The 25,659-nt window shown below is 65.8% G+C and carries 28 protein-coding genes; 9 read left to right on the top strand and 19 right to left on the bottom strand.

From position 1 onward, the window contains the following. The first annotated feature begins 32 nt into the window (after nucleotides 1-32). A complete protein-coding gene (locus HAP47_RS04330) occupies nucleotides 33-1,763 on the top strand; it encodes an ATP-dependent Clp protease adaptor ClpS (protein WP_173639295.1) in 1,731 nt (576 codons plus the stop codon). A 24-nt stretch (nucleotides 1,764-1,787) separates the two neighbouring features. On the opposite strand, the gene HAP47_RS04325 is transcribed toward HAP47_RS04330, so the two are convergent. Further along, complete coding sequence (locus tag HAP47_RS04325; RefSeq protein WP_173640665.1) at nucleotides 1,788-3,878, bottom strand: tetratricopeptide repeat protein; 2,091 nt, start codon at nucleotides 3,876-3,878, stop codon at nucleotides 1,788-1,790. Nucleotides 3,879-4,220: 342 nt separating this feature from the next. Here HAP47_RS04325 and HAP47_RS04320 point away from each other — a divergent pair, with 342 nt between their 5' ends. The 3 genes from HAP47_RS04320 (at nucleotide 4,221) to HAP47_RS04310 (ending at nucleotide 7,930) form a co-directional block, all read left to right on the top strand. Beyond that, nucleotides 4,221-4,685 (top strand): Rrf2 family transcriptional regulator, encoded by a 465-nt coding sequence (locus HAP47_RS04320; RefSeq protein ID WP_173639296.1) that lies wholly within the window; start codon nucleotides 4,221-4,223, stop codon nucleotides 4,683-4,685. Continuing rightward, a complete protein-coding gene (locus tag HAP47_RS04315) occupies nucleotides 4,672-5,490 on the top strand; it encodes a class I SAM-dependent methyltransferase (protein WP_231168751.1) in 819 nt (272 codons plus the stop codon). The genes HAP47_RS04320 and HAP47_RS04315 overlap by 14 nt, the downstream gene beginning before the upstream one ends. Nucleotides 5,491-5,791: 301 nt before the next feature. After that, complete coding sequence (locus HAP47_RS04310; protein WP_231168750.1) at nucleotides 5,792-7,930, top strand: Ig-like domain repeat protein; 2,139 nt, start codon at nucleotides 5,792-5,794, stop codon at nucleotides 7,928-7,930. Between the two features lie 59 nt (nucleotides 7,931-7,989). On the opposite strand, the gene HAP47_RS04305 is transcribed toward HAP47_RS04310, so the two are convergent. The 8 genes from HAP47_RS04305 to HAP47_RS04270 all read right to left on the bottom strand — a co-directional run bounded on the left by HAP47_RS04305 (nucleotide 7,990) and on the right by HAP47_RS04270 (nucleotide 13,918). Then, nucleotides 7,990-8,166, bottom strand: coding sequence for a hypothetical protein (locus HAP47_RS04305; protein ID WP_173639298.1), 177 nt, complete (start codon nucleotides 8,164-8,166; stop codon nucleotides 7,990-7,992). A gap of 89 nt (nucleotides 8,167-8,255) precedes the next feature. Continuing rightward, entirely contained in the window at nucleotides 8,256-8,534 is a 279-nt protein-coding gene (locus tag HAP47_RS04300; RefSeq protein ID WP_173639299.1) for a hypothetical protein, read from the bottom strand. Between the two features lie 77 nt (nucleotides 8,535-8,611). After that, nucleotides 8,612-9,025: a DUF3597 domain-containing protein gene (locus HAP47_RS04295; RefSeq protein WP_173639300.1), complete on the bottom strand. Its 414-nt coding sequence runs from the start codon at nucleotides 9,023-9,025 to the stop codon at nucleotides 8,612-8,614. A gap of 344 nt (nucleotides 9,026-9,369) precedes the next feature. Next, entirely contained in the window at nucleotides 9,370-9,870 is a 501-nt protein-coding gene (locus HAP47_RS04290) for a GTP-binding protein (RefSeq protein WP_173639301.1), read from the bottom strand. Next, nucleotides 9,870-11,621, bottom strand: coding sequence for an OmpA family protein (locus HAP47_RS04285; protein ID WP_173639302.1), 1,752 nt, complete (start codon nucleotides 11,619-11,621; stop codon nucleotides 9,870-9,872). The genes HAP47_RS04290 and HAP47_RS04285 overlap by 1 nt, the downstream gene beginning before the upstream one ends. A 1-nt stretch (nucleotide 11,622) precedes the next feature. Beyond that, nucleotides 11,623-11,985 (bottom strand): hypothetical protein, encoded by a 363-nt coding sequence (locus tag HAP47_RS04280; RefSeq protein ID WP_231168749.1) that lies wholly within the window; start codon nucleotides 11,983-11,985, stop codon nucleotides 11,623-11,625. A gap of 159 nt (nucleotides 11,986-12,144) precedes the next feature. Then, the gene (locus HAP47_RS04275) at nucleotides 12,145-12,801 is read right to left on the bottom strand and encodes a response regulator transcription factor (RefSeq protein WP_050406118.1); all 657 of its coding nucleotides are present in this window, start codon (nucleotides 12,799-12,801) and stop codon (nucleotides 12,145-12,147) included. Between the two features lie 46 nt (nucleotides 12,802-12,847). Next, the gene (locus HAP47_RS04270; protein WP_173639304.1) at nucleotides 12,848-13,918 is read right to left on the bottom strand and encodes a sensor histidine kinase; all 1,071 of its coding nucleotides are present in this window, start codon (nucleotides 13,916-13,918) and stop codon (nucleotides 12,848-12,850) included. Nucleotides 13,919-14,166: 248 nt separating this feature from the next. On the opposite strand from HAP47_RS04270, the gene HAP47_RS04265 reads away from it, so the two are divergent. After that, complete coding sequence (locus HAP47_RS04265) at nucleotides 14,167-14,472, top strand: hypothetical protein (RefSeq protein WP_231168748.1); 306 nt, start codon at nucleotides 14,167-14,169, stop codon at nucleotides 14,470-14,472. A 37-nt stretch (nucleotides 14,473-14,509) separates the two neighbouring features. On the opposite strand, the gene HAP47_RS04260 is transcribed toward HAP47_RS04265, so the two are convergent. Continuing rightward, nucleotides 14,510-15,463 carry an alginate lyase family protein gene (locus HAP47_RS04260; RefSeq protein WP_173639306.1) on the bottom strand — a complete coding sequence of 318 codons (954 nt, stop codon included), beginning with the start codon at nucleotides 15,461-15,463 and terminating at the stop codon, nucleotides 14,510-14,512. Between the two features lie 251 nt (nucleotides 15,464-15,714). Here HAP47_RS04260 and HAP47_RS04255 point away from each other — a divergent pair, with 251 nt between their 5' ends. Genes HAP47_RS04255 through HAP47_RS04240 form a run of 4 tightly spaced genes read left to right on the top strand, consistent with a single transcriptional unit; the run spans nucleotide 15,715 to nucleotide 18,331 of the window. Beyond that, on the top strand, nucleotides 15,715-16,167 hold the full coding sequence (locus HAP47_RS04255; RefSeq protein ID WP_173639307.1) for a MarR family winged helix-turn-helix transcriptional regulator: 453 nt from the start codon (nucleotides 15,715-15,717) through the stop codon (nucleotides 16,165-16,167). A 40-nt stretch (nucleotides 16,168-16,207) separates the two neighbouring features. Beyond that, nucleotides 16,208-16,783 carry an isochorismatase family protein gene (locus tag HAP47_RS04250; protein ID WP_173639308.1) on the top strand — a complete coding sequence of 192 codons (576 nt, stop codon included), beginning with the start codon at nucleotides 16,208-16,210 and terminating at the stop codon, nucleotides 16,781-16,783. Next, nucleotides 16,770-17,099 carry a hypothetical protein gene (locus HAP47_RS04245; protein ID WP_173639309.1) on the top strand — a complete coding sequence of 110 codons (330 nt, stop codon included), beginning with the start codon at nucleotides 16,770-16,772 and terminating at the stop codon, nucleotides 17,097-17,099. Before HAP47_RS04250 ends, HAP47_RS04245 begins: the two co-directional genes overlap by 14 nt. After that, complete coding sequence (locus tag HAP47_RS04240) at nucleotides 17,096-18,331, top strand: MFS transporter (protein ID WP_173639310.1); 1,236 nt, start codon at nucleotides 17,096-17,098, stop codon at nucleotides 18,329-18,331. Before HAP47_RS04245 ends, HAP47_RS04240 begins: the two co-directional genes overlap by 4 nt. Nucleotides 18,332-18,408: 77 nt before the next feature. Here HAP47_RS04240 and HAP47_RS04235 read toward each other — a convergent pair whose 3' ends face one another. The 9 genes from HAP47_RS04235 to HAP47_RS04195 form a co-directional block, all read right to left on the bottom strand. Then, nucleotides 18,409-18,585: a hypothetical protein gene (locus tag HAP47_RS04235; protein ID WP_224924689.1), complete on the bottom strand. Its 177-nt coding sequence runs from the start codon at nucleotides 18,583-18,585 to the stop codon at nucleotides 18,409-18,411. 115 nt (nucleotides 18,586-18,700) lie between these two features. Continuing rightward, entirely contained in the window at nucleotides 18,701-19,120 is a 420-nt protein-coding gene (locus HAP47_RS04230) for a hypothetical protein (protein WP_231168747.1), read from the bottom strand. 122 nt (nucleotides 19,121-19,242) lie between these two features. Then, the gene (locus HAP47_RS04225) at nucleotides 19,243-20,082 is read right to left on the bottom strand and encodes a lytic transglycosylase domain-containing protein (RefSeq protein WP_231168746.1); all 840 of its coding nucleotides are present in this window, start codon (nucleotides 20,080-20,082) and stop codon (nucleotides 19,243-19,245) included. Between the two features lie 89 nt (nucleotides 20,083-20,171). After that, entirely contained in the window at nucleotides 20,172-20,702 is a 531-nt protein-coding gene (locus HAP47_RS04220) for a YbjN domain-containing protein (RefSeq protein WP_173639312.1), read from the bottom strand. 13 nt (nucleotides 20,703-20,715) lie between these two features. Continuing rightward, a complete protein-coding gene (locus HAP47_RS04215) occupies nucleotides 20,716-21,753 on the bottom strand; it encodes a peptidylprolyl isomerase (protein ID WP_173639313.1) in 1,038 nt (345 codons plus the stop codon). Beyond that, a complete protein-coding gene (locus HAP47_RS04210) occupies nucleotides 21,750-22,340 on the bottom strand; it encodes a hypothetical protein (RefSeq protein WP_173639314.1) in 591 nt (196 codons plus the stop codon). Before HAP47_RS04210 ends, HAP47_RS04215 begins: the two co-directional genes overlap by 4 nt. A 2-nt stretch (nucleotides 22,341-22,342) precedes the next feature. After that, nucleotides 22,343-24,241: a putative porin gene (locus HAP47_RS04205; protein ID WP_173639315.1), complete on the bottom strand. Its 1,899-nt coding sequence runs from the start codon at nucleotides 24,239-24,241 to the stop codon at nucleotides 22,343-22,345. Between the two features lie 63 nt (nucleotides 24,242-24,304). Next, on the bottom strand, nucleotides 24,305-25,114 hold the full coding sequence (locus HAP47_RS04200; RefSeq protein ID WP_231168745.1) for a TonB C-terminal domain-containing protein: 810 nt from the start codon (nucleotides 25,112-25,114) through the stop codon (nucleotides 24,305-24,307). Further along, nucleotides 25,111-25,644 carry a hypothetical protein gene (locus HAP47_RS04195; protein WP_231168744.1) on the bottom strand — a complete coding sequence of 178 codons (534 nt, stop codon included), beginning with the start codon at nucleotides 25,642-25,644 and terminating at the stop codon, nucleotides 25,111-25,113. Before HAP47_RS04195 ends, HAP47_RS04200 begins: the two co-directional genes overlap by 4 nt. Nucleotides 25,645-25,659 lie beyond the last annotated feature (15 nt).

The raw sequence follows: 25,659 nt of genomic DNA, 5'->3' as shown, positions 1-25,659 counted from the left end.
TCTTTCGGTCCCAGTTGCGTTTCGGAGGTCCTATGCACGACGTCTTTGCCGATGACGGTCCGGTCCAGCTCTTCATCCACGACGACGGCGAGACGCCGCTGGAATTCGTGCAGGACCTCCTGCGCACGGTTTTCGGGAAGTCCCAACAGGAAGCCATCGCGACCGCCGCCTTGATCGAGACCAGGGGCGCCATTCCGTGCGGCCCGTATCCGGGCGCCGTCGCACGGGCCATGTTCAACAGCGCCAAGTGGCTGATCCGCTCCAACGGCCACCCGTTGATGATCACGAGCGAATCCGCCGATGCCAGCCGCCCCTGCGACCTCTGCGAAGCCCCGAAGGCCGTGACGGAGATTATTCTCTCCGGCACGACGGCCTCGCTGTGCAGGGACTGCCTGCTCGCCGCGCGACGCAGCTCGGAAGAATTGCCGAGCGAAGAGTTTCGATACGCCTTTGTTGCGCTCGACTGGCATTTCGCCGGCGTGCCGCGCAACCTGATCGTAACGCGGGCACGCCAGTTTCCGGGCCACATGCGTGCCGACGTTCAGGTCGCGATCGACAGACTGCTCGCCGACCCGATCCACTTCTTCGGCATCCACGAGGAATATCGTTACGAGACGATTGGATTTGCGTCCTTGATGAAGGACAGCCGCAATGCGCCGGCGATCGCGCCGCCGCAGTATCAGGACGTCGATATCGGCGAGCCCGAGCCGGTGAAATGTCTCGTCAACGGTTTGTGGCTGTGCCGGTCCGGCACGTTACGCTACGCCGTGCTGCTGACCTATCATCGTGAATATGACCGCGAGCCCGCAGTCCGGATCGAGATCGCATTGCCGGCGGGCACGGCCGGCGATGCCTTCGTGCAGCCGACCTTTGCCGCGCTGGAAGCTGCCGTACATGCAGCGCGATCCTATCGCGGCAAGATACTCTCGCTCGAGGGGGGCTCGGATTATCGCGGCCGTTCGCGCGGCGTCACCGTGCATCGCCTGCCGACGGTTGCACGCGATGATGTGATCCTGCCGGAACGGACGCTGCGGCTGCTCGATCGCAACGTGCTCGGCTTTGTCGAAAACCGCGATCTGCTGCGCAAGCTCGGGCAGTCGACCCGCAAGGGCATCCTGCTCTATGGCCCACCCGGCACCGGCAAGACCCACACCATTCGCTATCTCGCCACCAACCTGCCTGATCACACCACGCTGATCATCACCGCCGAACAGGTCGGCCTGCTCGGCGCCTATATGAACCTCGCGCGCCTTCTGCAGCCGACCATGGTCGTGATCGAGGATGTCGACCTGATCGCGCGCGACCGCGAGGACATGGGCGGGCCGTGCGAGGAATCCCTGCTCAACAAGCTGCTCAACGAGATGGACGGCCTGAAGGAGGATTGCGACATCCTGTTCCTGCTGACCACCAACCGCCCCGAAGAGCTCGAGAGTGCACTCGCCGGCCGACCCGGCCGCATCGACCAGGCGATCGAGGTGCCGCTGCCCGACGAGACCGGACGCGGCAAGCTGATCCGGCTCTATGGCAAGGGCCTGCCGCTCGGACAGCCCGTCATCGACGAGGCCGTGCGACGCACCGAAGGCGTCAGCGCCGCCTTCATCAAGGAGCTGATGCGCCGTCTCGCCCAGGCCAGCATCGTCAGCAACGGTGGCGGTGCGGTCACCACTTCCGACCTCGACGGCGCGGTCAGTGAAATGCTGTTCGACGGCGGGCAGCTGAATGCCAAGCTGCTCGGCGGCGCGCAGGGGATGAGCGCGGGGTGACTGGCCGGGAGGCTCGGCTCGTCGTCAGCGGTGCGTCGCCGGCGGCAGCAGCAGGTGCCGCTCCCCCCGTGCGACGCGCGCGAGCTCGTCGGCCATCCGCGTCAGCACGCCCTCCCAGGCCTGCGGTCTGTCCTGGCGGAACAGCCGCATGGTCGGATACCAGGGCGTGTCGGCGCGATCGCGCAGCCAGCGCCAGTCGAGCGCATAGGGGCACAGCATCCAGACCGGGCGGCCCAGCGCGCCGGCGAGATGCGCCACCGAGGTGTCGACGGCGATGACGAGATCGAGCGCACAGACGGCCGCGGCGGTGTCGGCAAAATCGCCGAGCGTCGGCGCGAGGTCGACAATATCGGCACCAAGACGCCGCAGCACCGGGGCATCGTCCGGCCGCGGCTCCTTCTGCAGGCTGTAGAGCTGGACGCCAGGTGTGACCAGCCGCGGCAGCACGGCATCGGCCGGCAGCGAGCGCTGGCGGTCGCCCTTGTGCCTGGCATTGCCGGCCCAGACCACGCCGACCTTCAGCGCGGACACGCCGGCGAGCGCCTCGCGCCAGCGCGCGAGCTTGATGGCGTCGGCCTGCAGGTAGGAGACCGCCGATGGAATGGTCTCGACGGTGGTGCGGAAGATCCGCGGCAGGCTCAGCAGCGGCAGTTGCAGGTCGAATGGCGGCAAGGGCTCGCCGCGGGCGAACACCGCGACATCGGGCAGCATCGGCCGCAGCAGCGAGACCAGCGCCGGCTGCACCTGCAGAATGATCCGGCCGCCTTTGCCCGCCAGCATCGGCACGTAGCGGACGAAATTGATGGCGTCGCCGAGCCCGTATTCGGCAAACAACAGCAGCGTGCGTCCCGCCAGCGGCTCTCCCTGCCATTCCGGCTCGTCGAACACGGGATCGCCTTCGCTCAGCATCTTGGTCTTGCGGCGCCACTGATATTCTTCAAAACCCTCCTCGAACTCGCCGTTCATCAGGAGGAAATGCGCGTGGTTGTAATGCGCCAGCGGCTGTTCGGGATCGAGCGCGATGGCCCGGCGCGAGGCCACCAGCGCGGCATCGATCTCGCCGGCATTGCGCAGCGCGACCGCGAGATTGGCATGGCCCTTGGCGTAATTGGGTTCGAGCTCGATGGCGCGCCGATGCGCCGCGACCGCGGCCTCGACCAGGTTCTGCGCCTCGAAGATGATTCCAAGATTGGTGTGCGCGGCGGCATAGTCCGGCGCCAGCGCCAGCGCCAGCTCGGCGCAGGCGATGGCGTCATCGACCTGTCCGAGCTCGAACAGGCAGGCGCCGAGATTGTTGAGGATGACGTGATCGGACGGATCGCGGGCCGAGACCTGCCGATAGACGCGGACCGCCTCCTCGCGCTCGCCCAGTTCGTGCAGCACCATGGCCAGCAGGCGCCGGGGCGCGAAATTGTCGGGGTCGAGCGCGATCGCGCGGCGATAGTGCAGGACCGCGTCCTCCAGCCGGCCCAGGCGGTAGAGCGCCGCGCCGAGGCCGCTATGCAGCCCGGGATGATCGGGATCCGCGGCGAGCCCGCGGCGATAGGCGGTGGCGGCGGCGTCGTGCTTCTTCTGATCGGTCAACGCATTGCCAAGGTTGAGCCAGACACCGCGATAGGCGGGATCGCGCGCGATCACCTCGCGATAGGCCTGCTCCGCCTCGACCGGGCGCTGCTGCCCGGCCAGCGCAACGGCCAGGTTGAACCGCGCCCGCGTCAGGCCGCCATCGAGTGCGATCGCGCGGCGAAACGCCGCCTCGGCCTCGTCGAAGCGCGACAGCTCGCACAGCGCAACGCCGAGCTTGATGTGCAGGCCGGCATCCTTCGGCCGCAATGTGATGCCGCGCTGGAACGCCGCCACCGCGCCCTCGTGCTCGCCCTTCACGGCGAGCGCATCGCCGAGCGTGGCGAACGCCGGTCCGTGATGCGGATCGAGGCTGAACACCCGGTTCAGCAGCACCGCGCCTTCCGCGGCGCGATCGGTCACGAAGGCAATGACGGCGGACAGATGCAGCGCCGGAACATGGTCGGGATCGGCGGTGAGGATGTCGCCGCACAGCATGCCGGCCTCCGTCGCGCGGCCCGCACCATAATGCGCCACCGCATCCAGCAACATCCGATCAACAGCCACACTGCCCACGATACCGCCCTCGCCTGTCAAGACCCCGATGGGGATTAAACGGGCGGCGTAGCGAATTCCGGCACGCGAATCCCGATTGAAGAAGCATGACCCGGGTGCAGGCCCTGATCTTTTCTCCTTCCCCCCGAAGGGGGAAGGTCGGGATGAGGGTCAGCCACACGCACCGCTGCTCTCGGAGAGAGTTGATCCCCACCCGCTTTGCTCTGCCGAGCAAAGCGACCTCCCCTTTTCAAGGGGAGGTGGAAGGGCGACCAGGAGCGATGACGCCCGCCATCGCCCCTCTTGACGCCTGACCTATCATGTAACATATGAAGTTACATGATACGCGATAGCCGTCTATCCGGTGTCCTGCATGGCCTGCTCCACATGATCGGAGCGGGCGAACCGGTCACGTCGGAGCAACTTGCACACGCGATGGCCACCAACCCGGTGGTCGTCCGCCGCGTGATGGCCGGCCTGCGCGAGCAAGGACTGGTCCGCTCCGAGAAGGGCCATGGCGGCGGCTGGACGCTCGCGCGCGATGCCGCCGACATCACGCTCGCCGACATCTATCGCGCGGTCGGCGCACCCACGATCGTCGCGATCGGCCATCGCTCGGAAAATCCCGGCTGCCTGGTCGAACAGGCCGTCAACGACGCGCTGTCAGGCACGTTTCGCGAGGTCGAGGCGATCTTCCTGAAGCGGCTCGGCGCGGTGACGCTCGACGCGCTCGCGAAGGATTTCAAGCGCCGGCTTGCCAAACACAAGCAAAGCCTCGAGGACCAGATTCATGCAGCAAAGTGAACAGGCGAGCCGCCTTCCGTTCAACGATCCCGCGCACTGGGACAAGATGGTCGCGACCTACGAGGCGCAGTCCCAGCCGTTCACGACACACTTCGCCGAGGCCGCGGTCGCGATGCTCCCGATCGGCCCGTCATCGAAGGTGCTCGACGTCGCCACCGGTACGGGTGCCGCGGCGCTTGCGGCCGCGCGCAGGGGCGCCGACGTCACCGCGATCGACTTCTCGGCCGGCATGGTGGCACGGGTCCGCGCGCATGATGTGGCGAATATCGCGGCGCGACAGATGGACGGGCAGGCGCTCGATTTGCCGGATGCGGCCTTCGATGCAGCGGTGTCCGTTTTCGGCGTGATGCTGTTTCCGGATTGGCGCGCCGGACTACGTGAGATGGCGCGGGTGACGCACCCGGGCGGATCGGCGGCGATTGCGGTCTGGAAGAGCGCCGACGGCGCCGCCGTGTATCTCCTGCTCTCGCAGATCATCCGGCGACTCTATCCCGATAACGTCACGCCGATGCCGTGCACGGGCCTCGCCGAACTCGCCGATCCCGGCCGCCTCAGTGCGGCGGTCGTCGCGGCCGGCTTCTGCGATCCTATCGTCGCCGAGATCACCCACGACTTCAAGCTCAACGTCGCCAATCCTGCCGACGTCGACAAACTGTTCGAGTTCATGCCGCATTGGAGCGGGCTCGATCCAGAGCAGAGCGCCGCCGTTGCGCGCGCATTCCGGAGCGAGATCGAGCGAGGGCGGGTCGGAGACACCTTCGCGATTCCCTCGACCGCACTGATCGCAACGGCGCGGCGGCCGTAGCCGCCGCTCCGGCAGCAACCGTCACGCCTCGACCAGCGATCAACGCGCATGCTTAATGGATCGCCCACCTTGCACGCGCTGAATGAGAATGATCCGCCGATTGATCGCCTGATCGCGGCAACCTCGCGCGCTACTTCCTTCTCAAATTGTGCAATGACGTAGCGGCCCGGCAACGGCGCGTCACCAAAAGCAGATGCGCGCGGAGATTCCGCGACGTGCTCCGCGAGCCGCGTACTACAACAAACCCGTATTTTTTGGGATGTGCGCCGCCTGCTGCAGGCCGGCGCGACGGGGGTTGCCTTTGTTCCCGATTGCAAACTTTGCGCGGACTCGTTTCCGCTTCGTCACCTCGCGTCTTGCGTCCGAACATCGCAACGGACTGCCGTCGACGGCGATCGCGCAACGCGCCGGACGCTGCCTCGTCCTGATCGCCGCCGCGTTGTTCGGCTCGGTCGCCGCGGCCAGCGCGCAAACACCGGCGGTGGCCTCGATCTCCCCGACATCAGGTCCCGCCGCGGGCGGCACCACGGTCATCATCTCGGGCGGCAGCTTCAGCACTGCCACCGCGGTGCGCTTCGGCGCCGTCAACGCAACGAGCTTTGTCGTCAACTCGAGCGAGCGGATCACCGCAGTCGCGCCGGCAGGGACCGGCACGGTCGATGTCACCGTGACCAACCCGTCAGGGACATCATCAACGTCTCCCGTGGATCAATACACCTATATCGCGTCCGCGCCGATGGTAACGTCGATCTTGCCGACCGCAGGCCCGACCAGCGGCGGGACGACGGTCAACATCACCGGCACCAACCTGACCGGCGCAACAGCGGTGAAGTTCGGCGCGACCAATGCGGCAAGCTTCACGGTCAATTCGGCAACGTCGATCACCGCGATCTCGCCTGCAGGCAGCGGCGCGGTGGATATCACGGTGACGACGGCAGTCGGGACATCAGCGACATCAGCGGCGGACCGCTTCACCTTCGCAGCCGCAACGACGACCCAGACCGCGCTGACCTCGTCGCAGAATCCGAGCAGTTTTGGCCAATCGGTGACCTTCACGGCAAACGTCACCGCCTTAGCAGGAACGCCGACCGGCACAGTGACCTTCAGCGACAATGGATCGCCGATCGGGACCGCGACGCTCGCCGCAGGCACCGCGAGCTTCTCGATCTCGACCCTCAAGATCGGCAGCCATATCATCACGGCGAGCTATGCCGGCAGCGGCGCCTTCAACGCCAACACCTCGCCGGCGCTGGCGCAGAGCGTGAACGTCCCGGCCGACAGCGTGAAGCTGCGTGCATTGCAGATCGACATCACCAAGCTGGTGGCGCAGAACTCCGGGCAGGCAATCTCGGGCGCGATCGACAACGCGATCTCGGAAGGGTTCAGCGAAGGCGGCAGCTTCATGACGCCGAGCGGCGCCGGCATGCGCTTCAACTTTGCAGCCGATCCGGAGAACGGCGTGGCGCAGACGGACACGGAGAATCGTGGTGCCTACGCCTCGGATCGCAATTCGGGCGCGCGCAGCGGCGGCAATTCGCGAATCGACAATGCCTTTGCGGCGATCGATCGGCAGAGGCCGACCAAGGCGGCGCCCAAAACCCAAACGACGATCAATCGTGAACCGCGCGACTGGCTGTTCTGGATCGATGTCAGGGGCAGCGGCATCGACCGCTCGTCGTCGCCGACCTCGCCGGGCATCGGGACAACAGGTTCGTCGATCTACGGCAACCAGCTCAATGCCCTGATGGGACTGACCTACCGGGCGATGCCGAACCTCCTGGTCGGCGCGGTCGCCGGCTATGAGACGTTCAACTACACGGCCCAGGACATCAACGGAAAGCTCACCGGCGACGGCTGGACCGCAGGGACCTATCTCGGCTGGATGATCACGCCGACGCTGCGCTACGACGCCGCCGTGACCTTCTCCCAGATCGGCTACAATGGCGTGGCCGGAACGGCGCAGGGCAGTTTCAACGGCGACCGCTGGATGTTCGCGACCGGGCTCACTGCCAGCTACAAGATGAGCAACCTGCTGATCGAGCCGTCCGCGCGCCTCTACACTCTGTGGGAGCATGAGAACGCCTATGTCGACACGCTCGGCACGCTGCAGACGGCGCGTGACTTTGTCACCGGCCGCGCATCCGGCGGCGTCAAGCTGAGCTATCCGCTGGCAACGACCGACGCCGCGGTGCTCTCGCCCTATCTCGGCGTTTATGGCGACTACTATTTCAGCAGGGACGATGCCGCGGCACTGGCCGTGAGCGGCATCCCGGTCAATCCGACGCTGGTGCTGGAGGGCTGGTCAGCTCGCGTCACCGGCGGGCTGAACGCCAGGCTCGCGGGCGGCATGATGCTCGGTCTCGGCGCGGAGTATGGCGGGCTCGGCGGCACGGCCCGGATCTGGACGTTCTCGGCCAGGGCGCGCGTGCCGTTCAACTGATTGAAGACGGCCCCACTGGGCCCGCATCCTCGGCGATGCGGGTCCATGAAGCGGCACGCTCACTTGCGCGGGCGCTTGTCGGCGGCTTGCTGTTCTCCGTCACTCGGCGGCTGCAGGCCGGGGCTGTTGGCCCAGCGATCGAGCTCCTCGATGATCCGCCGGTGGCTCGGCCGCAACGACGGCGGAGCGCTGGGCTCTTGCGACAATTTTCGGGGCAGCTTGACCTGTTCTGGCATGGTGAGGCTCCAGAGCCGGGCGGTGTGCGGGCCACTCGCCGCGACCGTCACGCAATGCGTGGATTGCCGGCCGCAACGAAGGTGCGAAATTATTTGTGGTCCGACGGCTTCGCTGACGTTGCGACCGGCTGCGCGGGTGCGGCCTGCGCCCATGGCGCCGGCAGGATGACCCGCGCCGGCGGCAGGGTCTGCGCGGCGCGCTGCACACTGGCATTCGCGTGCACCGGCTGCGGCTCGTCGCCGGCGTTGTCGGCGCGGGCGACGGTGATGCCCAGCGCCATTGCCGCAAGGCCGAGTCCCGCGCCGATCGAAGCGGCAACGACGCCGGTCCGCAACCTGTTCAGGACGGCAAGATGAGATGAGGTCATCGCAACTGCTCCTCACGCGGTACGCATCGTTCGGAACCGAGCGCGACGCGAACGCCGCGCACGGCTCAAGACGGTGATCAGGTCTTGATGTCGGCCGGCAGCTTGCCGCCATTGGCGGCGAGCTTGGCCATCACCTGCTGATGCAGCCAGACATTCATGGTGGCGGTGTTGTTGGTATCGCCGGTGTAGTGCAGCTCCTTGGCGAGTTCCTTGCGCGCAGCAAGGCTGCTGTCGAGGCCGAGCGCCTTCATCAGGTCGACGATCGAGGTGCGCCAGTCGAGCTTCTCGCCGGTGGCAGCCGCCGCCTTGTCGACGATCGCCGCGACGTCGACCGTCTGCGCCGCTGATGTGCCGGCTGCCGGCGATGCAGATGCAGACGTCGACGTCGATGCCGGTGCGGCACCGGGTGCTGCCGTCGCTGTCGTATCAACGGTTTTGGCCTGGGCGCCGTGGCCGAAGATTGCACCCATGATGCTTCCAAAAATGCTCATGATCTCTCACTCCGTGCGCCCGGGACACCGTTGGTCCCGTGACTGGTTCCAGTGACGAGTGAACGATAGGCAGGCCATTGACCGAGCGGAAGATGACCATCGTCACTATCGGAGTGTGGGACGGCGTGGTGCAGTTGGAGAGAGAATCGTGCGGTCCTGCACCGCACGTCGAGCGCGTTTCATCGTACGCCCCACGTGCGATGAAGTCAGCCGTCCCGGCCCGATTCGCCAGCCCCGAGAAGTCGGGGCGGCTGACACAAACGTGTGCGGAGTTATGTGAACTAGAGCGTTTTCGAGCGAAGTGGACACCAGTTCGCGTGAAGAAAACGCGTCAAAACAACAATCTAGAGCTGACGGCGGCGAATGGTCTGGGCCAGCTCGACGAAGCTTTCGGCAATGCCGACGCCGGTCTTGGCGCTGACCGGTTTGACGCTCGACTTGGCGAGCCCGGCGATCGCGCCGGCGCTGCCGGCGGCCTCCGGCAAGTCGATCTTGTTGAGCAGTGCCCGGTAGGGCCGGCCCGGGAATCGCTCCTCGAAACCGCGGACCAGCTCGACCATGCGGGTCACGGTCTGCGGCCGCGTGACATCGGACACGATGATGGCAGCGGATGCACCGGTGACATAGACGGTGTCGAAAATCTGCGTACCGAAATCGCCGTCGGTGTCCCACAGCACGAGGCGCATCGGATCGCTGCCGTCCGCCGGCACCACGTCATGGCTCAGAATCTCGACGCCCAGCGTGGATTTATACTGGCCCTCGAACCGGTTGTAGATCAGCCGATAGAGGATCGACGTCTTGCCGACCCCCATATCGCCGAGCAGCATGACTTTTGCGGTGAGCATCAGCGGGCCACTTCGCCTCGGTAGACCGTCTCGAACGCCACGCGGCGGTTGCCGCCGACGGTCGCGTCGAGCCGGTCGGTGATCGGCATCGTCGCAGCGCGCGAAACCAAAATCAGCCGCGACGGATCGACCCCAAGCGCGGTCAGCTTGCGCTGCACCTGCTCCGCCCGCTTGCGCCCCAGCGTCTTGTTGGTGCCTTCGGTGCCGCTCTGATCGGCGTAGCCGACGATCCGCAGCCTGAGATCATTATTCGTCAGCAGCCCGGCGAGCTCGCGCAGCTGCTGCTCGGCCTGGTCGTTGTCGAGGAATTCGTCTGAATTGTTGACGAAGAAGATCGCGGTCGAGGCGATGAAGCGGTCGAGCCGCGCCGCCGGACCGTCGGCCACGGATTGCAGCTTCGCAGCTTGCTCGCTCAACCTCGCGTACTGCTCGCCGAGCTTGTCATATTGCGCGGTCAGCGCGGCATATCTCTGGTCGCCCGACTTCGCCTGCGCGCCCATCGCCTCGAGCGTCTGGTCGAGGCTCGCCTGCAGGCGCGTCAGGCTCTGCTGCAGGCCTGCAATGCCGGCCTGCGATGCCGCCGCCTGCTCCGGCGTGGACACCAGTCCGATGCGGTCGACCACCTTGTAGGGTGCCGCGGCCGCAGCGAGCGCGTCGATCAACGGCGCGGTTTCCAACCGGCTCGGCTCGATGCCCGAGACGGCCACACTTCGGCTGCCGTGATCGAAGTCGAGCCGCAGCGGGAAGGTGACGAGCAAGGGCTGCTTCGCGGCGAGCTGCTCCAGTGCGGCATGGGTCCGCCGCTCCAAAAGAGCGCGCGTCACCGTGGTCGCGGCAAAATAGAGCAATAGCGCGGCTACAGCGGCGAGCACGGCAAACAGGATCACCTTGCCGCGCCGGCTCGCGATCCGCCGCGGCGTGTCGTCGGTCTCGATCGCGGTTGCGAGCGAGGCGAGCATCGGCGCATCACAATCCGCGCCGCGGTCGATGCGCTCGATCGCATCGAAGAACAGCGAATTGATCCTGGCATTGTCGGCGGGGCGTAGCGGTCCCAGGCACTCCGCCGCCAGGATGAAGCGGGGCGAGGCGCGCAGCGCGAGCTGCCGTCCGCCGAAATCGAGCGTCTGCAGATTGCCTTCGCCGGCCAGCGCCTGCACGGAGAATTCGAGGATCGCCGCAACCATGGCGCTGAGCAGGTCGGCGCGCTCGTCTACGGTCGCCTCGCGCTTCCAGTCGGCGATCAGGCGGCCATTGCCGCGTTCGATGATCAGGAGCCGGTTGATCTGCGGCGGACTGTCGGCGAGCACGAACTCGCTGATCGGACGTCCCGTCACCAGCGACTTGACCCGCCCGACCCACAATTGCGCCGAGGTCAGCGCATTGATGCGCTGCTCGAGCGAGGCAACCAGTTCCCGGAACGCGTTCGCGACCGCGGCGCTGACCAGCCGGCCGACGATCGGATAGAGCGCCTCGATCATCTGCTCGCGCGAATTCTTGATCTCGCTGCGGATCGCGGAGACCACGACCGGCGCAATCGCGGTGGCGAGTTCGCGCGGCCGGTTGACTTCGGCGCGCTCCAGCGCCTCGACCAGAATGCCGGCGGTGGCCGTCTCCAGGCGATCGGCGTTGCCGACATAGCGCTGCAGCGAGTCGAGGTCGGCCTCCAGCGACGTCAGACGCGTCGCTTCGGGCTGAAACAGCAATGTCTTGAGCTGCTCGATCTCGCGGTTCTTGCCGGCAGCGGCTGCCATACTATTTGCCCGTGCGGCCGGATCCCAATCCGCTGATCGCAGCGCCGAGCTGGGTGATGGCCGCACCGACATCCTTCAGCGAGTCGAGGCGCTTCTGCTCGGTATCGCGTTCGAGGTCGGAGAGCCGCGCCTGCAGCGCGGTGAGCTCGTTGTTGAAGTCCGCCTGCATCTGCTTCAGCGATGCCTGCATCTCCTCGCGCAGACCCGAGAGATTGGTCTCAATCGAGCGTTGCGCGCCGCCGAACAGGAGATCGCGGACCTGATCGATCGCCGCCATGCCATGCGCCGCGGCATCCGCGCCGTTGCCGGCCGCCGCGTTTGCCAGTCCATCCGTATCCTTGGTCTGGCGCTCGATACCCTTCATGGTCATTCCCTGTTTAGTCAAAGCCGCGTAGTCCGGACCTGCCGTGTCAAAAAGCAAATCCGGAACAATCCTATAGCCAATTTTGTCGGCGCGGCCCAGAGAAACGCGAGCAATCTCAGCCCGATCAACCGCGTGGTGCGTGATTGGGGGCAATTATTTCTAGTAAGTTATTGCCTTTATTGCCAGTTCTGTACGGTTCTTGACCTGGCATTTCTCCAGGATGGTGCTGACATAGTTCTTCACCGTGCCCTCGGCCAAATGCAGCCGCTCGCCGATCTCGGTGTTGCTCTTGCCCTCGACGATCAGCGTGAGAATTTCATTTTCCCGCGCCGTCAGCCCGTCGCGGACCGGCAGTTTCGCCGAGACGCGCGGGCCGCGCAGCCGCTTGAACTCGTCGAGGATGCGGGCGGCGACGCTGGGCGAAAGCCCGGACTGGCCGTTGATCACCGCGCGGATGGTCGATGCGATCTCCTCCATCCTGGCGTCCTTGAGGAGATACGCCTTGGCGCCCGCGCTGACCGCCTCGAAGATCAGATCGTTGGTCTCGAACGTCGTCAGCACGACGATATGGGTCTGCGGCAGCTCGCGCAGGATCCGCTGGGTCGCCGCGATGCCGTCGACACGCGGCATCTGCAGGTCCATCAGGATGACGTCCGGCCGATAGCGCCGCGCGAATTCGATGGCCTGCTCGCCGTCGGACGCACCGGGAAGGATCTCGAAATCGTCGTTCTGCTGGGCAAGCAGTGTGGCGATACCTTCCCTGATCAGGGTCTGATCCTCGGCGATCAGCACCCGCACCTTCTCAATTCTGCTCACGGGCTTCAGTCATCCTCTCGAAGGTCTTGAATTGGCGGCAACGACATCAATCGGCCAGCAGGCCGGCAGACGCTGCCGGCGGCACCGCCACGGGGAGCGATATCCGGACCAGCGTTCCCTGTCCGGGCGCGCTCTCCACCGCGCAGCTTCCGCCGACGAGTTCAGCAAATTCGGCCATCCCGATCAATCCGAAATGTCCGGGAGTAGGCACCGCGAGATCGAAGCCGCGACCGTCGTCGCGGATCTCGACAACGAGCTTGCGACCGACCGCGGCCGGCGCTTCGAAGGCGTGAAAGGAGACTCGGCGCGCCTGCGCATGCGCCTGAACATTGCGCAATGCCTCGCTGAGGATGCGTTGAACCGTCAAGCCGCAATCGCGCAAGCCGGGACGCGCCTCTTCGTCGATCTGGATCGACACCCTGACGCCGCTGCGCGCGGCGAAGTCGCTGAGCAGTCCCTCGACATCGGGATCAAGCTTCAAATCGTCGGGCGTGCGCAGGCGATCGATGGCCTCGCGGGCACGCGAGAGGCCGCTCGCGGCTGCGTCTTCGGCTGTTGCAAGGCTGTCCGCAACGCGCGCCGGGTCGGCCGACCGATAATGCCTGATCAGCCTGATCTGGGTCAGCAGCGCCACGATCGAATGCACCAGCGTATCGTGCAGGTCGCGCGCCAGCCGCAGCCGCGTCCGCGCCAGCGAGGCAAAACGCACTTCCGCGCTCGCCGCCTCGAGCTGCTGCTCCATCAGGCGGCGGGCCCGGCGCTCGCTGCCGAGCAGCGTTTCGACCTGACGCCCCGCGAAGTCCGGCATGGCGATGACGAAGTAATGCGACTGCGCGCCGTTCCACAGCACGACCGCCGTCATCGGCTGCGCGATGTCAGGCGAGGCACCGCGGACACCGGCCAGTGCGATCATGTCCCGCTGGCCTGCGGCAAGCGCCGCCAGCTCGGCCTCCATGCCGACCAGCAGCATGCATTCACAACAATCGACGCCGATCGCGGGAAGCCATTCGACCAGCCGCCCGATCTTCCGCTGCATGCTTCGGTCGGCACCGATGACGGCGAGACCGATGACGTCGGCTCCTGCGGCCGCAAGCAAATCCACGCTCAAATCGATCATGCGTTGCCCATCAACTCAGCGAGCAGCCCACTCTGGCGTAAGCCGGCAGCGGCCGTAAACGAATATGACTTTCGTCATAACTGATCCTGACTTTCGTCAGATGCCGCCGCCGCTCGAAATGCGGTTCTGTCTTACGAATGAGCAACAGCGCAAGCCATGATGTGCCACATGCCGGCGTCCATGGCGATGCCGGCCGGGCGCCGCGCCTCGCGGAAGGTCACGCCAGTCGGCCGGAGTGTGAGCTGACAATGAAGACCGCGCCACGGAAATCGTTGGGTATCGAGCTCATGTTGGCGGAAGCGGAAAAACCTGCGCGGCGCCGGCGCCTGAGCGCGACCCAGAAGGTGGCGTTGCAGGAAGCGCTCGCCGGCCGCCTGCAGCTCTACCCGCGCGGATATGCCGCGAGCAAGACCGGCCCGTTCCATTCACGCCGCGCCATCCTGGGACTGGTGCGCGCCGGCCTGATGACCCTCAGCGCGACCGCGCGCTATGCGGCGGTGACCAAGCGCGCACGGGACATGTACGCGGCGCCGGCGGTCAGCGAGAGCGAATAGCACGCGTCATTGGGGTACGGCGCACCTCCGACCGAACCTAGCCCGGCAGGGGCGCGCCCCAGGTCGCCGTCACGTTGCCACCAAGCCTCGGATTATTCAAAGGCCTTCTCGAGCTGAGAATTGCCGGCAGGCGCGGATCGTGAAACCGGGCGTAATACGGCTCCATCCAGGCAAGGTCTCCCTGGAACGTCCAGGGGAAAAGCTGCTGCGGAACGTTGGTGAGAGCGCCGAAGCTGCGCTCGTCCTGCACCGCGCGAACGATCAGGTCGGCGAGCCGACGGATCGCTCCGTTGTTCTCAGCATAGAGGTCGACCTTCCGGCGGCTTGCGAGTTCGGCGCAGAACACCAGCGGAATCAGCGCAAAGTTGTGGTAGTGCAGTGCGCGCTCGCCACGCTTCAACTCACGTTCCAATTCGCCGTGGGCGCCGATGTCCCTGATGCCCTGGCGCGCCCGGGAAATGCCGGCATCGACCAGATCACCGCGATCCGTCAGGGTGCCGATCGACATCAGATCGAGCCCGGCCCAATAGACCAGATTGTTGCCAAGGTGGTCGATGCGATCGGCATCGCGGGTTTCCTCGGCAATCCGGATCAGCCACGGCTTGATCTGCTGGAAACGATGATCGGCCTTGGTCGACGCGTTGGGGAAGCGCAGCAACGCGAGCGCGAAATCGGTCCCGGCCCAGGAGCGCTCGAAATCGCCCTGATAATTCGCGCCGATCGTCAGCAGCGCACTTGCCCTGGCCCAGCCTGCGAGCAAGTCCATGACGCAATCCAGATCGCGTTCATCGGCGGCCTTGTTGACATGCGCAATGAACGCATGCAGCGGCTTGATGGCTTCCGCGTAACCGCCTGCATCCCGGTAGAAGCCGGGCGGATCGACCGATGTCAGCGCCGGTGGAGCCTCGCATGTCCGGGCCGCCGCCGGCTGCGCGAGGCAAGCAAGGACGATCGATACGCCAATCGCCGTTAAACGAACATCAAACTTCATTCCAAAGAACTCCGCGAACCACCGCGGGAACGAGACGCCGCGTCGTGAGCGCCGGCGCAGTCATCGACAAACGCGCGCAACATGGCAACCAAATCCAATGTGATGCGCACCAGAACCGAGTTCAGCTGCGGTTCAGAGTTTGAAACATCGTCCAACAATGCTCTGCCACGCGCTGACGATCACGGGAATATGAAGGTAATCTGCGAAGACAATCTTTACAGTTTACCTTCATACATGGCAGCGTGACCGGCATGAACAATTCAGCGGCCCCTAACGGATCAGCGCGCACATCGGCGCTCGCCGAGGATCTTCGTTTGTTGATTGGAACGCTGAAGCGCCGGCTGCGTGAGCAGGGGCAGCGTGAGGATCTTCCGCCGTCCCAGGTCGCGGTCCTGCTGCGCCTCGAAAGGGACGGCCCCGCGACCGTGTCCAGCCTGGCCCGGTCGGAAGGGATGCGTCCGCAGTCGATGAGCTCCGCGATATCAGCGCTCGAGGCCGCGGGTCTGGTGCGCGGCGCGCCCGATCCGGACGACGGCCGGCAAACCATCATGTCGCTCACCGATACCTGCCGCGAGCGGCTGCGCACCGGCCGCGCCGCGCGGCAGGACTGGCTGTCGCGCACCATCGCCACGCGGCTATCGGCACGGGAGCAGGATGAACTCGCCGCCGCCGTCGGCCTGCTGAAGCGGCTGGTCGCGGATTGATGCCGGCCGCGCCGCGCAATTGTGGAAACAGGAAGCGATCATGGCTCTCACGACGCTCGATCCGATCACCGCCCTCATTGTCGTCGATCTGCAATCAGGGCTCGTCGGCGCACCGTTCGTGCATCCGTTCGGAGACGTCGTGGTTCGCGCCTGCGCCCTCGTCAATGCGTTTCGACGGCATGGACTGCCGATCGCGCTGGTCAATGTCGACGGCACGGCACCCGGACGAACCGAGCGGCCGCGCCACAGCGGACAACTTCCCGACGGCTGGACCGATCTGATTCCGGAGCTCGACCGGCAGCCGGGCGACATCGTCGTGACCAAGCGAACGTGGGGTGCGTTCGCCAGCACCGATATTGAGAAGCAGCTGCGCGCCCGCGGCGTCACGCAGGTCGTGGTCGCCGGCGTTGCGACCGGCACCGGCGTCGAATCCACGGCACGGCAGGCCTATGAGGCCGGCTTCAACGTCACGCTTGCGATCGACGCCATGACCGATGCGCGGCCGAACGCACATGACTACAGCATCGAACAGGTGTTCCCGCGGCTCGGCGAAACCGGCTCGACGCAGGCGATCATCGATCTGCTTGAAAGGACCAATGCGCATGAACTGGCTTGACCTCGTCGCCTACTTCTTCGGCGGCGCCTTCCTCACCAACGCGATCCCCCACGTCGTCGCCGGCATGATGGGCGAACCGTTCCAGAGCCCGTTCGCGAAGCCGCCCGGCGAGGGCCTGTCGTCATCAACCGTCAACATCGTGTGGGGCTTCTTCAACCTCGCCGTCGGATATCTCCTGGTCTGCCGCGTCGGCGACTTCGGCTTGAGAACGACAAGCGACGCCGCAGCGCTCGGTCTCGGCGGCCTGCTGATCGGCCTGTTGCTGGCGCGGCGGTTCGGACGGTTTCACGGCGGAAATGAACCACAGAGACCATGAGACGCGTCTTTCGATCGCTCACAAGCTTCAATTACCGTGTCTGGGCGGCCGGCGCGCTGGTGTCCAACATCGGCACCTGGATGCAGCGCGCCGCCCAGGACTGGCTCGTCCTCACCCAGCTGACGCAGCATAGCGCATCCGCCGTCGGCATCGTGATGGCGTTGCAATTCGGCCCGCAGCTATTGCTGATGCCGTGGAGCGGCTTTGCCGCCGATCATTTCAACCAGCGCAAGCTGCTGATGGCGACCCAAGCGACGATGGGCGCGCTCGCGCTGGTCCTCGGACTTCTCACCGTCACCGGACTGGTGCAGCTCTGGCACGTCTATGTGTTCGCATTCCTGTTCGGCTGCGCGGCAGCGCTCGACGCGCCGGTGCGCCAGACCTTCGTGGCCGAGCTGGTCAGCGACACGAACCTGTCGAACGCGATCGCGCTGAATTCGACCTCGTTCAATGCCGCGCGCATGATCGGCCCTGCCGTCGCCGGCCTCATCATCGCCTCCGTCGGCACCGGCTGGGCGTTCCTGTTCAACGGCGCATCGTTCCTGGCGGTGCTGACCTCGCTGACCCTGCTGCGCACCTCCGAGCTGCGTCCGAACGCGCGCGCCCATCCGACCAAGGGCAGCGTCATGCAGGGCTTCCACTACGTGTGGTCCCGCCCCGATCTGCGGGCGACGCTGATCATGCTATTCCTGATCGGGACCTTCGGACTGAACTTTCCGATCTTCATCTCCACCATGGCGGTCGGCGTGTTCCACACCGATGCGCGCGGCTTCGGGCTGCTGTCCTCGGTGATGGCGCTCGGCACGATGTCGGGCGCGCTGCTCGCCGCGAGCCGCGACCAGCCACGATTCTCTTCCCTGATGCTGGGCTCTGCGATCTTTGGCCTCGGCTGCACGCTCGCCGCACTGGCGCCGAGCTATTGGCTGTTCGCCGCCGCGCTCGTCGTGATCGGCGTCGCCGCGCTGACCGTCACCAACACCTCGAACGCGCTGATGCAGCTCTCGACCGAGCCTGCGATGCGCGGACGGGTGATGGCGCTGCGGCTCGGCGTGGCGCTGGGCGGCACGCCGATCGGCGCACCGATCGTCGGCTGGGTCGCCGATCACCTCGGCCCGCGCTGGGCACTCGGCGTCGGCGCCGCCGCCGGCTTTGCCGCCGCGATCGTGGCCCTCGGCATGCTGTCGCGGACAACCGCCGAAGCCGGCCATGGCAGCCTGCCGCGGGCGGAATAAGGGCCCCCCAGGACGTGTGGCCAGCAGCAAACAAGAATCTCGAGCCCCGCTCCGATCCATCCGGAGCGGAAAAGGATCTAATACGCGTAGGACGTCTTGCCCGGCTGCACGGTCAGCCGAAAGGCGACGTCGGTCGAACCGTCCATCAGCTCGATCAACTGGTCACACACCAGGCATCGAAACTCGCCGGCGATGCCGCCCTTCGACGTCAATTCGATCCGGCGATAGCCGGCCTGGCAATGGGGGCACGTCACGTCAGATTTTCGCATGGAATCAGCAAACCGTTGCTCTCTCTATTTTCCATATGCCCATCGTCAGAAATGTGACGGCGTCACGATCTGTGCGAAACGGACGGTGTCTTCGCTGACGTTATCGATGGCTGTAAACGGGTGCCGGCGGGCGATAGGGAAACGCCGAGACCCCGAAGTTGCGGCCATATTGCTGCTGCACCGCCGGGACGTTGACCACGCCCACCTTGAGGTCCTGCGATTTCGCGTCGATCGGCGGCGTGTTGGTGACGGGCGGATTGACCTGATCGACCTGCTTCTTCAACCGCTCGTTGATGCAGCCAAGCGAGGCCGCATCGCCGCAGCGCTCGGCGGGCGCGCCGGCGCCGCTACCTCTTGCCGCAGCCCGGCCGATGCCGCCACTGGTGTCGCGGTTAAGGTTGAGCGCCGGCGGCGGTGTGCCGACGACAATTTCCGGCAGCGGTGTGTGCTGCTGCGTCTGCGCCTGCGCCTGCATCGCCGACAATCCGGCAACGGCGATCGCCAACATGATCACTTTCATCGGTACTGCTCCTTGCAGAACCAGAATTGTTTCAAACGATAGGAAGCCAAGGGCGGATATCAAGGACAGATATCAAGCGAGGATATCAAGGTAGCGATATGAATTCGGGCGGCACAGCCTTGCTATTTCCCTCCCCGGGCCTGGATCACAAGCGCGTTGAGCCGCGTGTTGAGCGCGACGAGATCGACGCGCCCGCTGCGTCCGCCACCGCCGAGGCATTTGCGGCCACATCCGCCGCCACCGCCGCCGGCACGGCCCGGTTCGCCGAAGGTCGCGACCGGTACGGTGCCGATCACCCGAAAGCCGCGGGCAAACAGCCGGGCGCGCACCGCCACGCAATAATTCACCGACAGATAGGAGAAGCGAGTCTCGCCATGACCGGCGCGGTACTTCATAACCGCGGTGCACAGGTCGCCGCCGGCAAGGCGCCATGCCTGCGCAAGATACATGACGCCCAAGTGAATGTTGTTTTCGGGAATCGCGAGTTCGGCAAGCGAGCCGGAAAAGCCGAGCATGCGCGCGGTCGACGGTAGCAGCTGCATGAGCCCGATTTCGCCGACGCCGCCGATCACGTCGGGATTGTAGCCGCTCTCCACGCCCATCACCGCCTCGGCGATCTCGGGCGCGAGCCCGCTTCCCGCCGCCTCCTTCTCGATCAGCGCGCGATAGCGCATGCGCGCGTCCGACACCGCGGGCTGGCCCACGGACGGAGGCAGGAGTGTCTTCCCGCCGGCGTCCTTCGCCGCATCTTTGGCAGGCGCGGCCGGCTTCGCCGTCGCCTCGGCCGGCGGCTTCGCCGTGGCGTCGGCTGAAGGGTCCGCCGACTCGACAGCGGCAAAGCGCGTGCTGAATGACGACGCCGGCCTCTCTCCCTCGGCATGGGCGGGCTGGACAAGACAAAGCGCGAGCACAAGACCGCCGGCTGCGAGGCGGCTGCCCCGGTGACGAGCAGGATCAAGCAACTTCCGCCATCGGCTGCTGCCCTCCTTCATTGTTGAGGCACCGTCATTCATGGATCGATTGCGGCCCTGATGCTAGCCGTGCGCGCGGCCTACTGGATGGTGGGAACTGCCCCCGCTTCCGCGGCGTGCTCATGCGCCGGCTGCTGGGTCGGCGCACCCGGCTGCGGGCCAGCCGCCGCGCCATTGCGGGCGGCGATCTTCGGCAGCTCCTCGCGCAGATAGGCGATCAGCTCCTGAACCAGCCGGTCCCAGACCTCGATCTGCGCCCGCACAAAGTTCGGCGCCACGCCGCCGGCCACGGAGACATCGAGGCAGAACATCAGGAATGGCTGGCTGAACTGCAGCCGCCCGAACCGCCGCGTCGTGTTCCAGCGATTGACGAGGTCGAGCGGCAGCTCGCCCTGCACCTGAAGCGTGGTGACCAGCGTGGCGTCGACAAAACTCTGCTCCTCGCCGACGATCTGGTTTCCTGGACGGATCTCGAAGCCGAGCCCCGCCGTCGCCGAGCGCAGATAGGTCGTGTTGGCGACCGGATCGGTCAGCGTTTCGACGCGATAGCCGACATTCTGGAAGCTGTCGCGCAATCCGTCGATGGTGAGCTTGGTGATGATCCCGGACATCTTTATCTCCGTATTACTTTTTCGACGCGTCGAGCAGGCTCGACAGTGCAAGCTCGTTGAGGACGGGCGGATGCTGCTTCAGCAGCTCGGCGAGATAGGCCCGCCGCATCATGTTCGACCGCTCGGAGCGGATCTGCAGCACCAGCTGGTCGCGCACTTCCGGCAAGGTGCGGGTATAGGACGCCTTGGTGTCGAGCAGCTTGATGATGTGCCAGCCGTCGTCGAGCTTGATCGGCTCGGACACGCTGTTCTTGGCGAGCCCCATCACCTGGTTGCGGATCTCCGGACGGATCTGGCTCTCGGCAACCCAGCCGAGGTCGCCGGCATCCTTGGCGGCGTTGTTGTCGCCGCGCGCGATCGCCGCGAAGTCGATTCCCGGCGCCTTCAGCTTGCGCTGCACGTCGTCGAGCTCCTGCTTCGCCTTGTCCTCGGCGGCCTTGTCGCCCTCCTTCGGAGCGGCAACGAAGATCTGCGCGAGCTGGAATTGCCGCGGCATCAGGAATGCGGCGCGATTGGCCTCATAGACCTTCTGCAAATCGTCCTCGCTCGGGAAATTGGCCGGCGGCGTCGACACCGATTGCAGGTAGAGCTCGACCACCGCGCCCTCGCGTGCCCGGTCGAGCTGCGCGGCGACGGCGGGTTGCTGATCCCACTTCTTCGCCACCGCCTCCTGCAGCACGAGGCGGTTGGCGAGCAGCAGCCGGACCGCCTGGCTGAGCATGGCCGGATCCTTGGCCAGCGCAGCCTGCTCGCGCGGCGCGAGGGCTGCGACATAGCTGCGGAGATCATCGGCCGAGATGTTGGTCTCGCCGACCCGCGCGATGACATTCTCGGGCGCGGCGGGCTTCGGCGCAGCCGCGACCGGCGCGGGCGTGGCGGCGGCTTGCGCCTGCGCGGCGGGCTGTGGCTGCGGCTTCCTGACCGGAGCCTGCACGGCGCGCGGCGCGGGAGCCTGGGTCTGCGCCGAGACATCGAGCGGCGCAACGAAAGCTGCGACGGCGACGGCGAGACCGATCGACCGGAGCGGCTTCACAGTAAGGGCGGTCGTCATGGATTCACCTTCTGATCGAGGAACTTGTCCTGGCTTTCCTGCAGCTGATTCTGGATTTCGACGCGGCGCTGCTGGATCATCGGCTCACGCGAGACCACGATCTCGCCGATGGTCAGGTCCTTGTAGCGCTGCACCATCTCCTTGCCGGCCTTGATCAGCTGGGTGTTCTTGGCAATGCAGCTCTTGGTGCTGGCCTTGTAGGCGGTGGCTTCACCTTCGAACTTGGCCCGCTCGGCGTCCTTGGTGCGGGCGACCGTGGCAGCTTCTTCGTAAGCCGACTTCCACTTCTCCAGCGTCTCATCGCGTTCGGCGAGCCGTTGATTGAACTCGTCGACGGCGTCGCGATGCTCCTTGTCGGCTTTCTTCAGCTGCGCCTTGAGGTCGTCGACCTCCTTCTTGGCCGCCGCCTTCTCGCGATCGGCGTCGGCGACCTTGGCCTGCAACGCCGTGCGCTGGTCTTCCAGCGCACGGGTCTGCGCCGTCGCGCTGCGCAAGGCGTCGCGCAGGCGGTCGGTCTCGGACTGGGCGAACGCGGTGCCGGAGCTCAATGCTCCGATCATCATCAGGACGAAGAGTGCGATGCGCATGGTCAGAACTTCGCGTTGAGGTCGACTTGCAGGACGTCGACGGCATAGGGGCTGCCGGCGATGCTGTTGGCGCTCATCCCGCGCAAGGTCGCCCAGACATTCTCGCCGAGACCGACATTGCCGCCGACGAAATAGCCCTTGAGGTTGGTGCCGCCGAGGCCGAAGTCGGAGTCCGCGAACGCGTCGATGGTGGCGTCGGATTCGAGGTATTTGTAGCCGGCGTGGACGTTCCAATCCCAGAGATGCTTGATCTCCCTGTTGCCGACGGTGACCCGGCCGAGCCAGCCCTGATTGCCGCCGTTGAACGGGCCGGGCGTGGTGCCGCTATCCGGGCTCGGCCCGCGGTTGTTCATCAGCACCCCGTAGGTTGCCGCGGCCGCGTTCATGAAGGAGCGGCTGAACGCGGTGTTGTAGACATACTCGCCGTCGAGCACGATGTGGGTCGGATGGAATTGTCCGAGATCGAGCTGTCCGCTGACAACGACCGGCCGATATTGGCTGACCAATCCGAAATATTCGAACTGGTTGATCGTGCCGCCATTGTTACCGGTGCCCGGAGGATCGGCGATGATGTTACGCAGCGGGAAATAGGTATTGCCCTTCTGCGCGAAGGACGGCCGGGTCAGGTCGGTGTCGCAGACGTCGGATGCGGACGAGACCCTGCAGGGGCTCGAGAACTGGCCCTGAACATTGTCGAAGTCGTAGAAGGCAACGCCGAACCGGAATGAGTATTCCGGGCTGAACCGGGCATTGAAGCCAACCTGGCCTCCGAACAGCCACTTGTCGTGGCTGGCAAACTTGCTGGGCGGCGAGTTCAGGTTGCTCGGATCGGCCGGTAGATTGCTGCCGGCATTGAAATCGGTGTTATAAATCGGGAACGCACCGCCCACCGCAAACGGCGTGAAGCCTTCCCAAACCTCGTGCTTGGCCTGAACGGCAAAACCGTCGAAGCCGAGCTCCTTGTACCAGACCAGATCGGTCGGCGACCAGAACGGATTGTCGATGCGACCCGCCGAGATCCTCAGGTCGTCGCCCCAGGTCTGCCAGTTGATGTAGCCGCGATCGAGCCAGACGCCATACTTCGAGAAGTTGCCGCCACCGCCGCCAAGGGTCTGGTTGGTCGACACCGGCGAGCTGTTCTCTCCGGTCGCGATGCGCAGGCCGGCAGTGAACCCGTACAGCAGGTCCGCTTCCATGCCGAGCCGGCCGCGGAAGCGGAACTGGTTGCGATCCTGCGTGGCGTCGTAGGTCGGACCAAACGCAGTGCTCGAAATGTCATACGGCGGCCCGGTATTGATCGCGTTGTAGTTGGCCGCGCCGGCCTGGTCGTTGCCGGCCGGGAAGTAATTGCCCTGATAGCGCACGCGCGCATCGCCGTAGAAGCGGATGCGTTGCGCCCATTCCGGGTAGGTTCCGGGCGACGCCCAGTTTTCCTTCTGCGCCTTGGCCATCACCTCCTGCTTAATCTCTTCCCGTAACTGTCTTTTGACGACTTCGGGAACGTAGGTGACGTGCCGCGTGCCGGGCGGCTGTGCCGCTGCTGCGGCGGCGGTTGCGGCCTTGGTGGCGTCGTCGGCCTTGGTCGTGGCGTCCTTGGCGGCCTGGCGGGAGACATAGGCCTCGTCCTCGGCCTGCTTGATCGGTGCCTGGGCCTGCTCCTCCTTGAGGACGCCCTGCTGCACCAGCAGATTGACGAGGTTGACGGTGGCATTCGACGATGTCGGCTTGGCGCTCGATACCTTCGGCTTCTTTGCATCGGTCCGCTTCGCCGCGGCGGCGGGACCCTGCTCGGCAGCCTGGTCCGCGGTCTGGCCCACGGCCGGCGTTGCGCAGGCGAGCGCGCTCAGCGACACCGCAAGCGGCAACGCGCGCCATTCTGCGTGAGCTCGTTTCTTAAACATCAGTCCCCCAGTTCTCACTCGCACATTGAATTTCGAAGGTTGGTCGTTCGTCAGTCGGTCTCGTCAGCTCGGCCGTCGCGCGGTGACGCGCGTGACCACCGGCATCGGCATGTCCTTGGGTGGCGGCTCGCGCAGCGTCAGGCTGCCGATCACCTCGTTGCGAAGCGCCGCATCGATCTCCGGATTGCCGGAGGACGGCGTCAGGACGACGCGGGTGACGTGGCCGGAGCCATCCACCCACAGCCGCACCTGGATTTGCGTCGCCATGTTGCGGGTCTTCGGCTTGGCACGGATCGCCGCCTCGACCTGCGAGGTGATGATCGTGGTGTACCAACCCCAGCGGCTGCCACCGCCGCCGCCTCCGCCATACGGGTTGCCGCCGGGCTTGCCGCCGAGATTGAACAGATCGCCGGGTCCCGTCGGCTTGGCATCGAGCGACAGCGGACCGGGCGGCTCGTCGCTCTTGGCGTCCTTGGCCGGTTCGTCCTTCGGCTTGTCGACCGGCTTCTCTTCCTTGAACTCGGGCTCCGCCATCTTGGGCTGCTCGATCATCTTCTGCTCGGGCTGCGGCTGTGGCGGCGGAGGCGGAGGTGGCGGCGGCAGCGTCACATTGACGATGGTGAGATCGCGCACCTGACGCGGCGGCGGCAGATCGTCGTGACCGAAAAGGAAATAGACGATGCCGCCAAGGAACAGCGCGACCACCGCCACCACCGCGCCGTAGCGCAGCAGTGCACTGCGCTCGCCTTTCCGGGCGGCCGTGTTGCGGGCAGCGGTCGGCGACGCCGCGGCTGTTGCCGGCGCGACGGCCACATCGTGATCGTCAACTGGCGGCGCGGCACGCGCGTTCTGGTCCCGCATCGGCGCGTTCATGGCGCGGCCTCCACCGAGGCGCGGTCGAGCAGCCTGTCATTGACGTATTGCATGACGAAGTTGGCAAGCGCGTCGAAGTCCGTGGTCTTCAGGATGACCTTGGTGTCGGGGCCTGCTTCGATCGCTGCGTGAAAGGTCTCGACCTCGCTCAAATAGTCGACATAGGCCATCGCGTCGATCGACAGGCGGGCCCACGGGCATCGCGAGATCGTCAGCCGCAGCGGGTTGTCGGCGGGCCCACGGCCTGCGACGTGCCGGCGCAGCACATCCGCGAGCTTGACCAGCAGGGCCTCGCCATGAACGGGAAATGCCACCACCTCTCCGCGCGGCTTTTCGCGCCCAACCGGGGCGACCGGCAACACGGGGAGCTCCGCGCCAATACCGGCGCGGATCGACACCTGTGAAACGGGCTCGGCGCGCGTGACGTCCGCGGCACCGCAGCCGTGATCGAATGATCGCATCATGCCGCTCAGCCACGACCGCAGCGTCCTGCGCTCGGTCAGCGGGAAAGGTGATGGCTGCGTGATCATGGCGTCGCTTCCCGA

It is taken from the genome of Bradyrhizobium sp. 41S5 (assembly GCF_011516665.3).
Lineage (GTDB): Bacteria > Pseudomonadota > Alphaproteobacteria > Rhizobiales > Xanthobacteraceae > Bradyrhizobium > Bradyrhizobium quebecense.
Note: the sequence above shows the minus strand (reverse complement) of the source record. Positions and strands in the feature narration are given on the sequence as shown.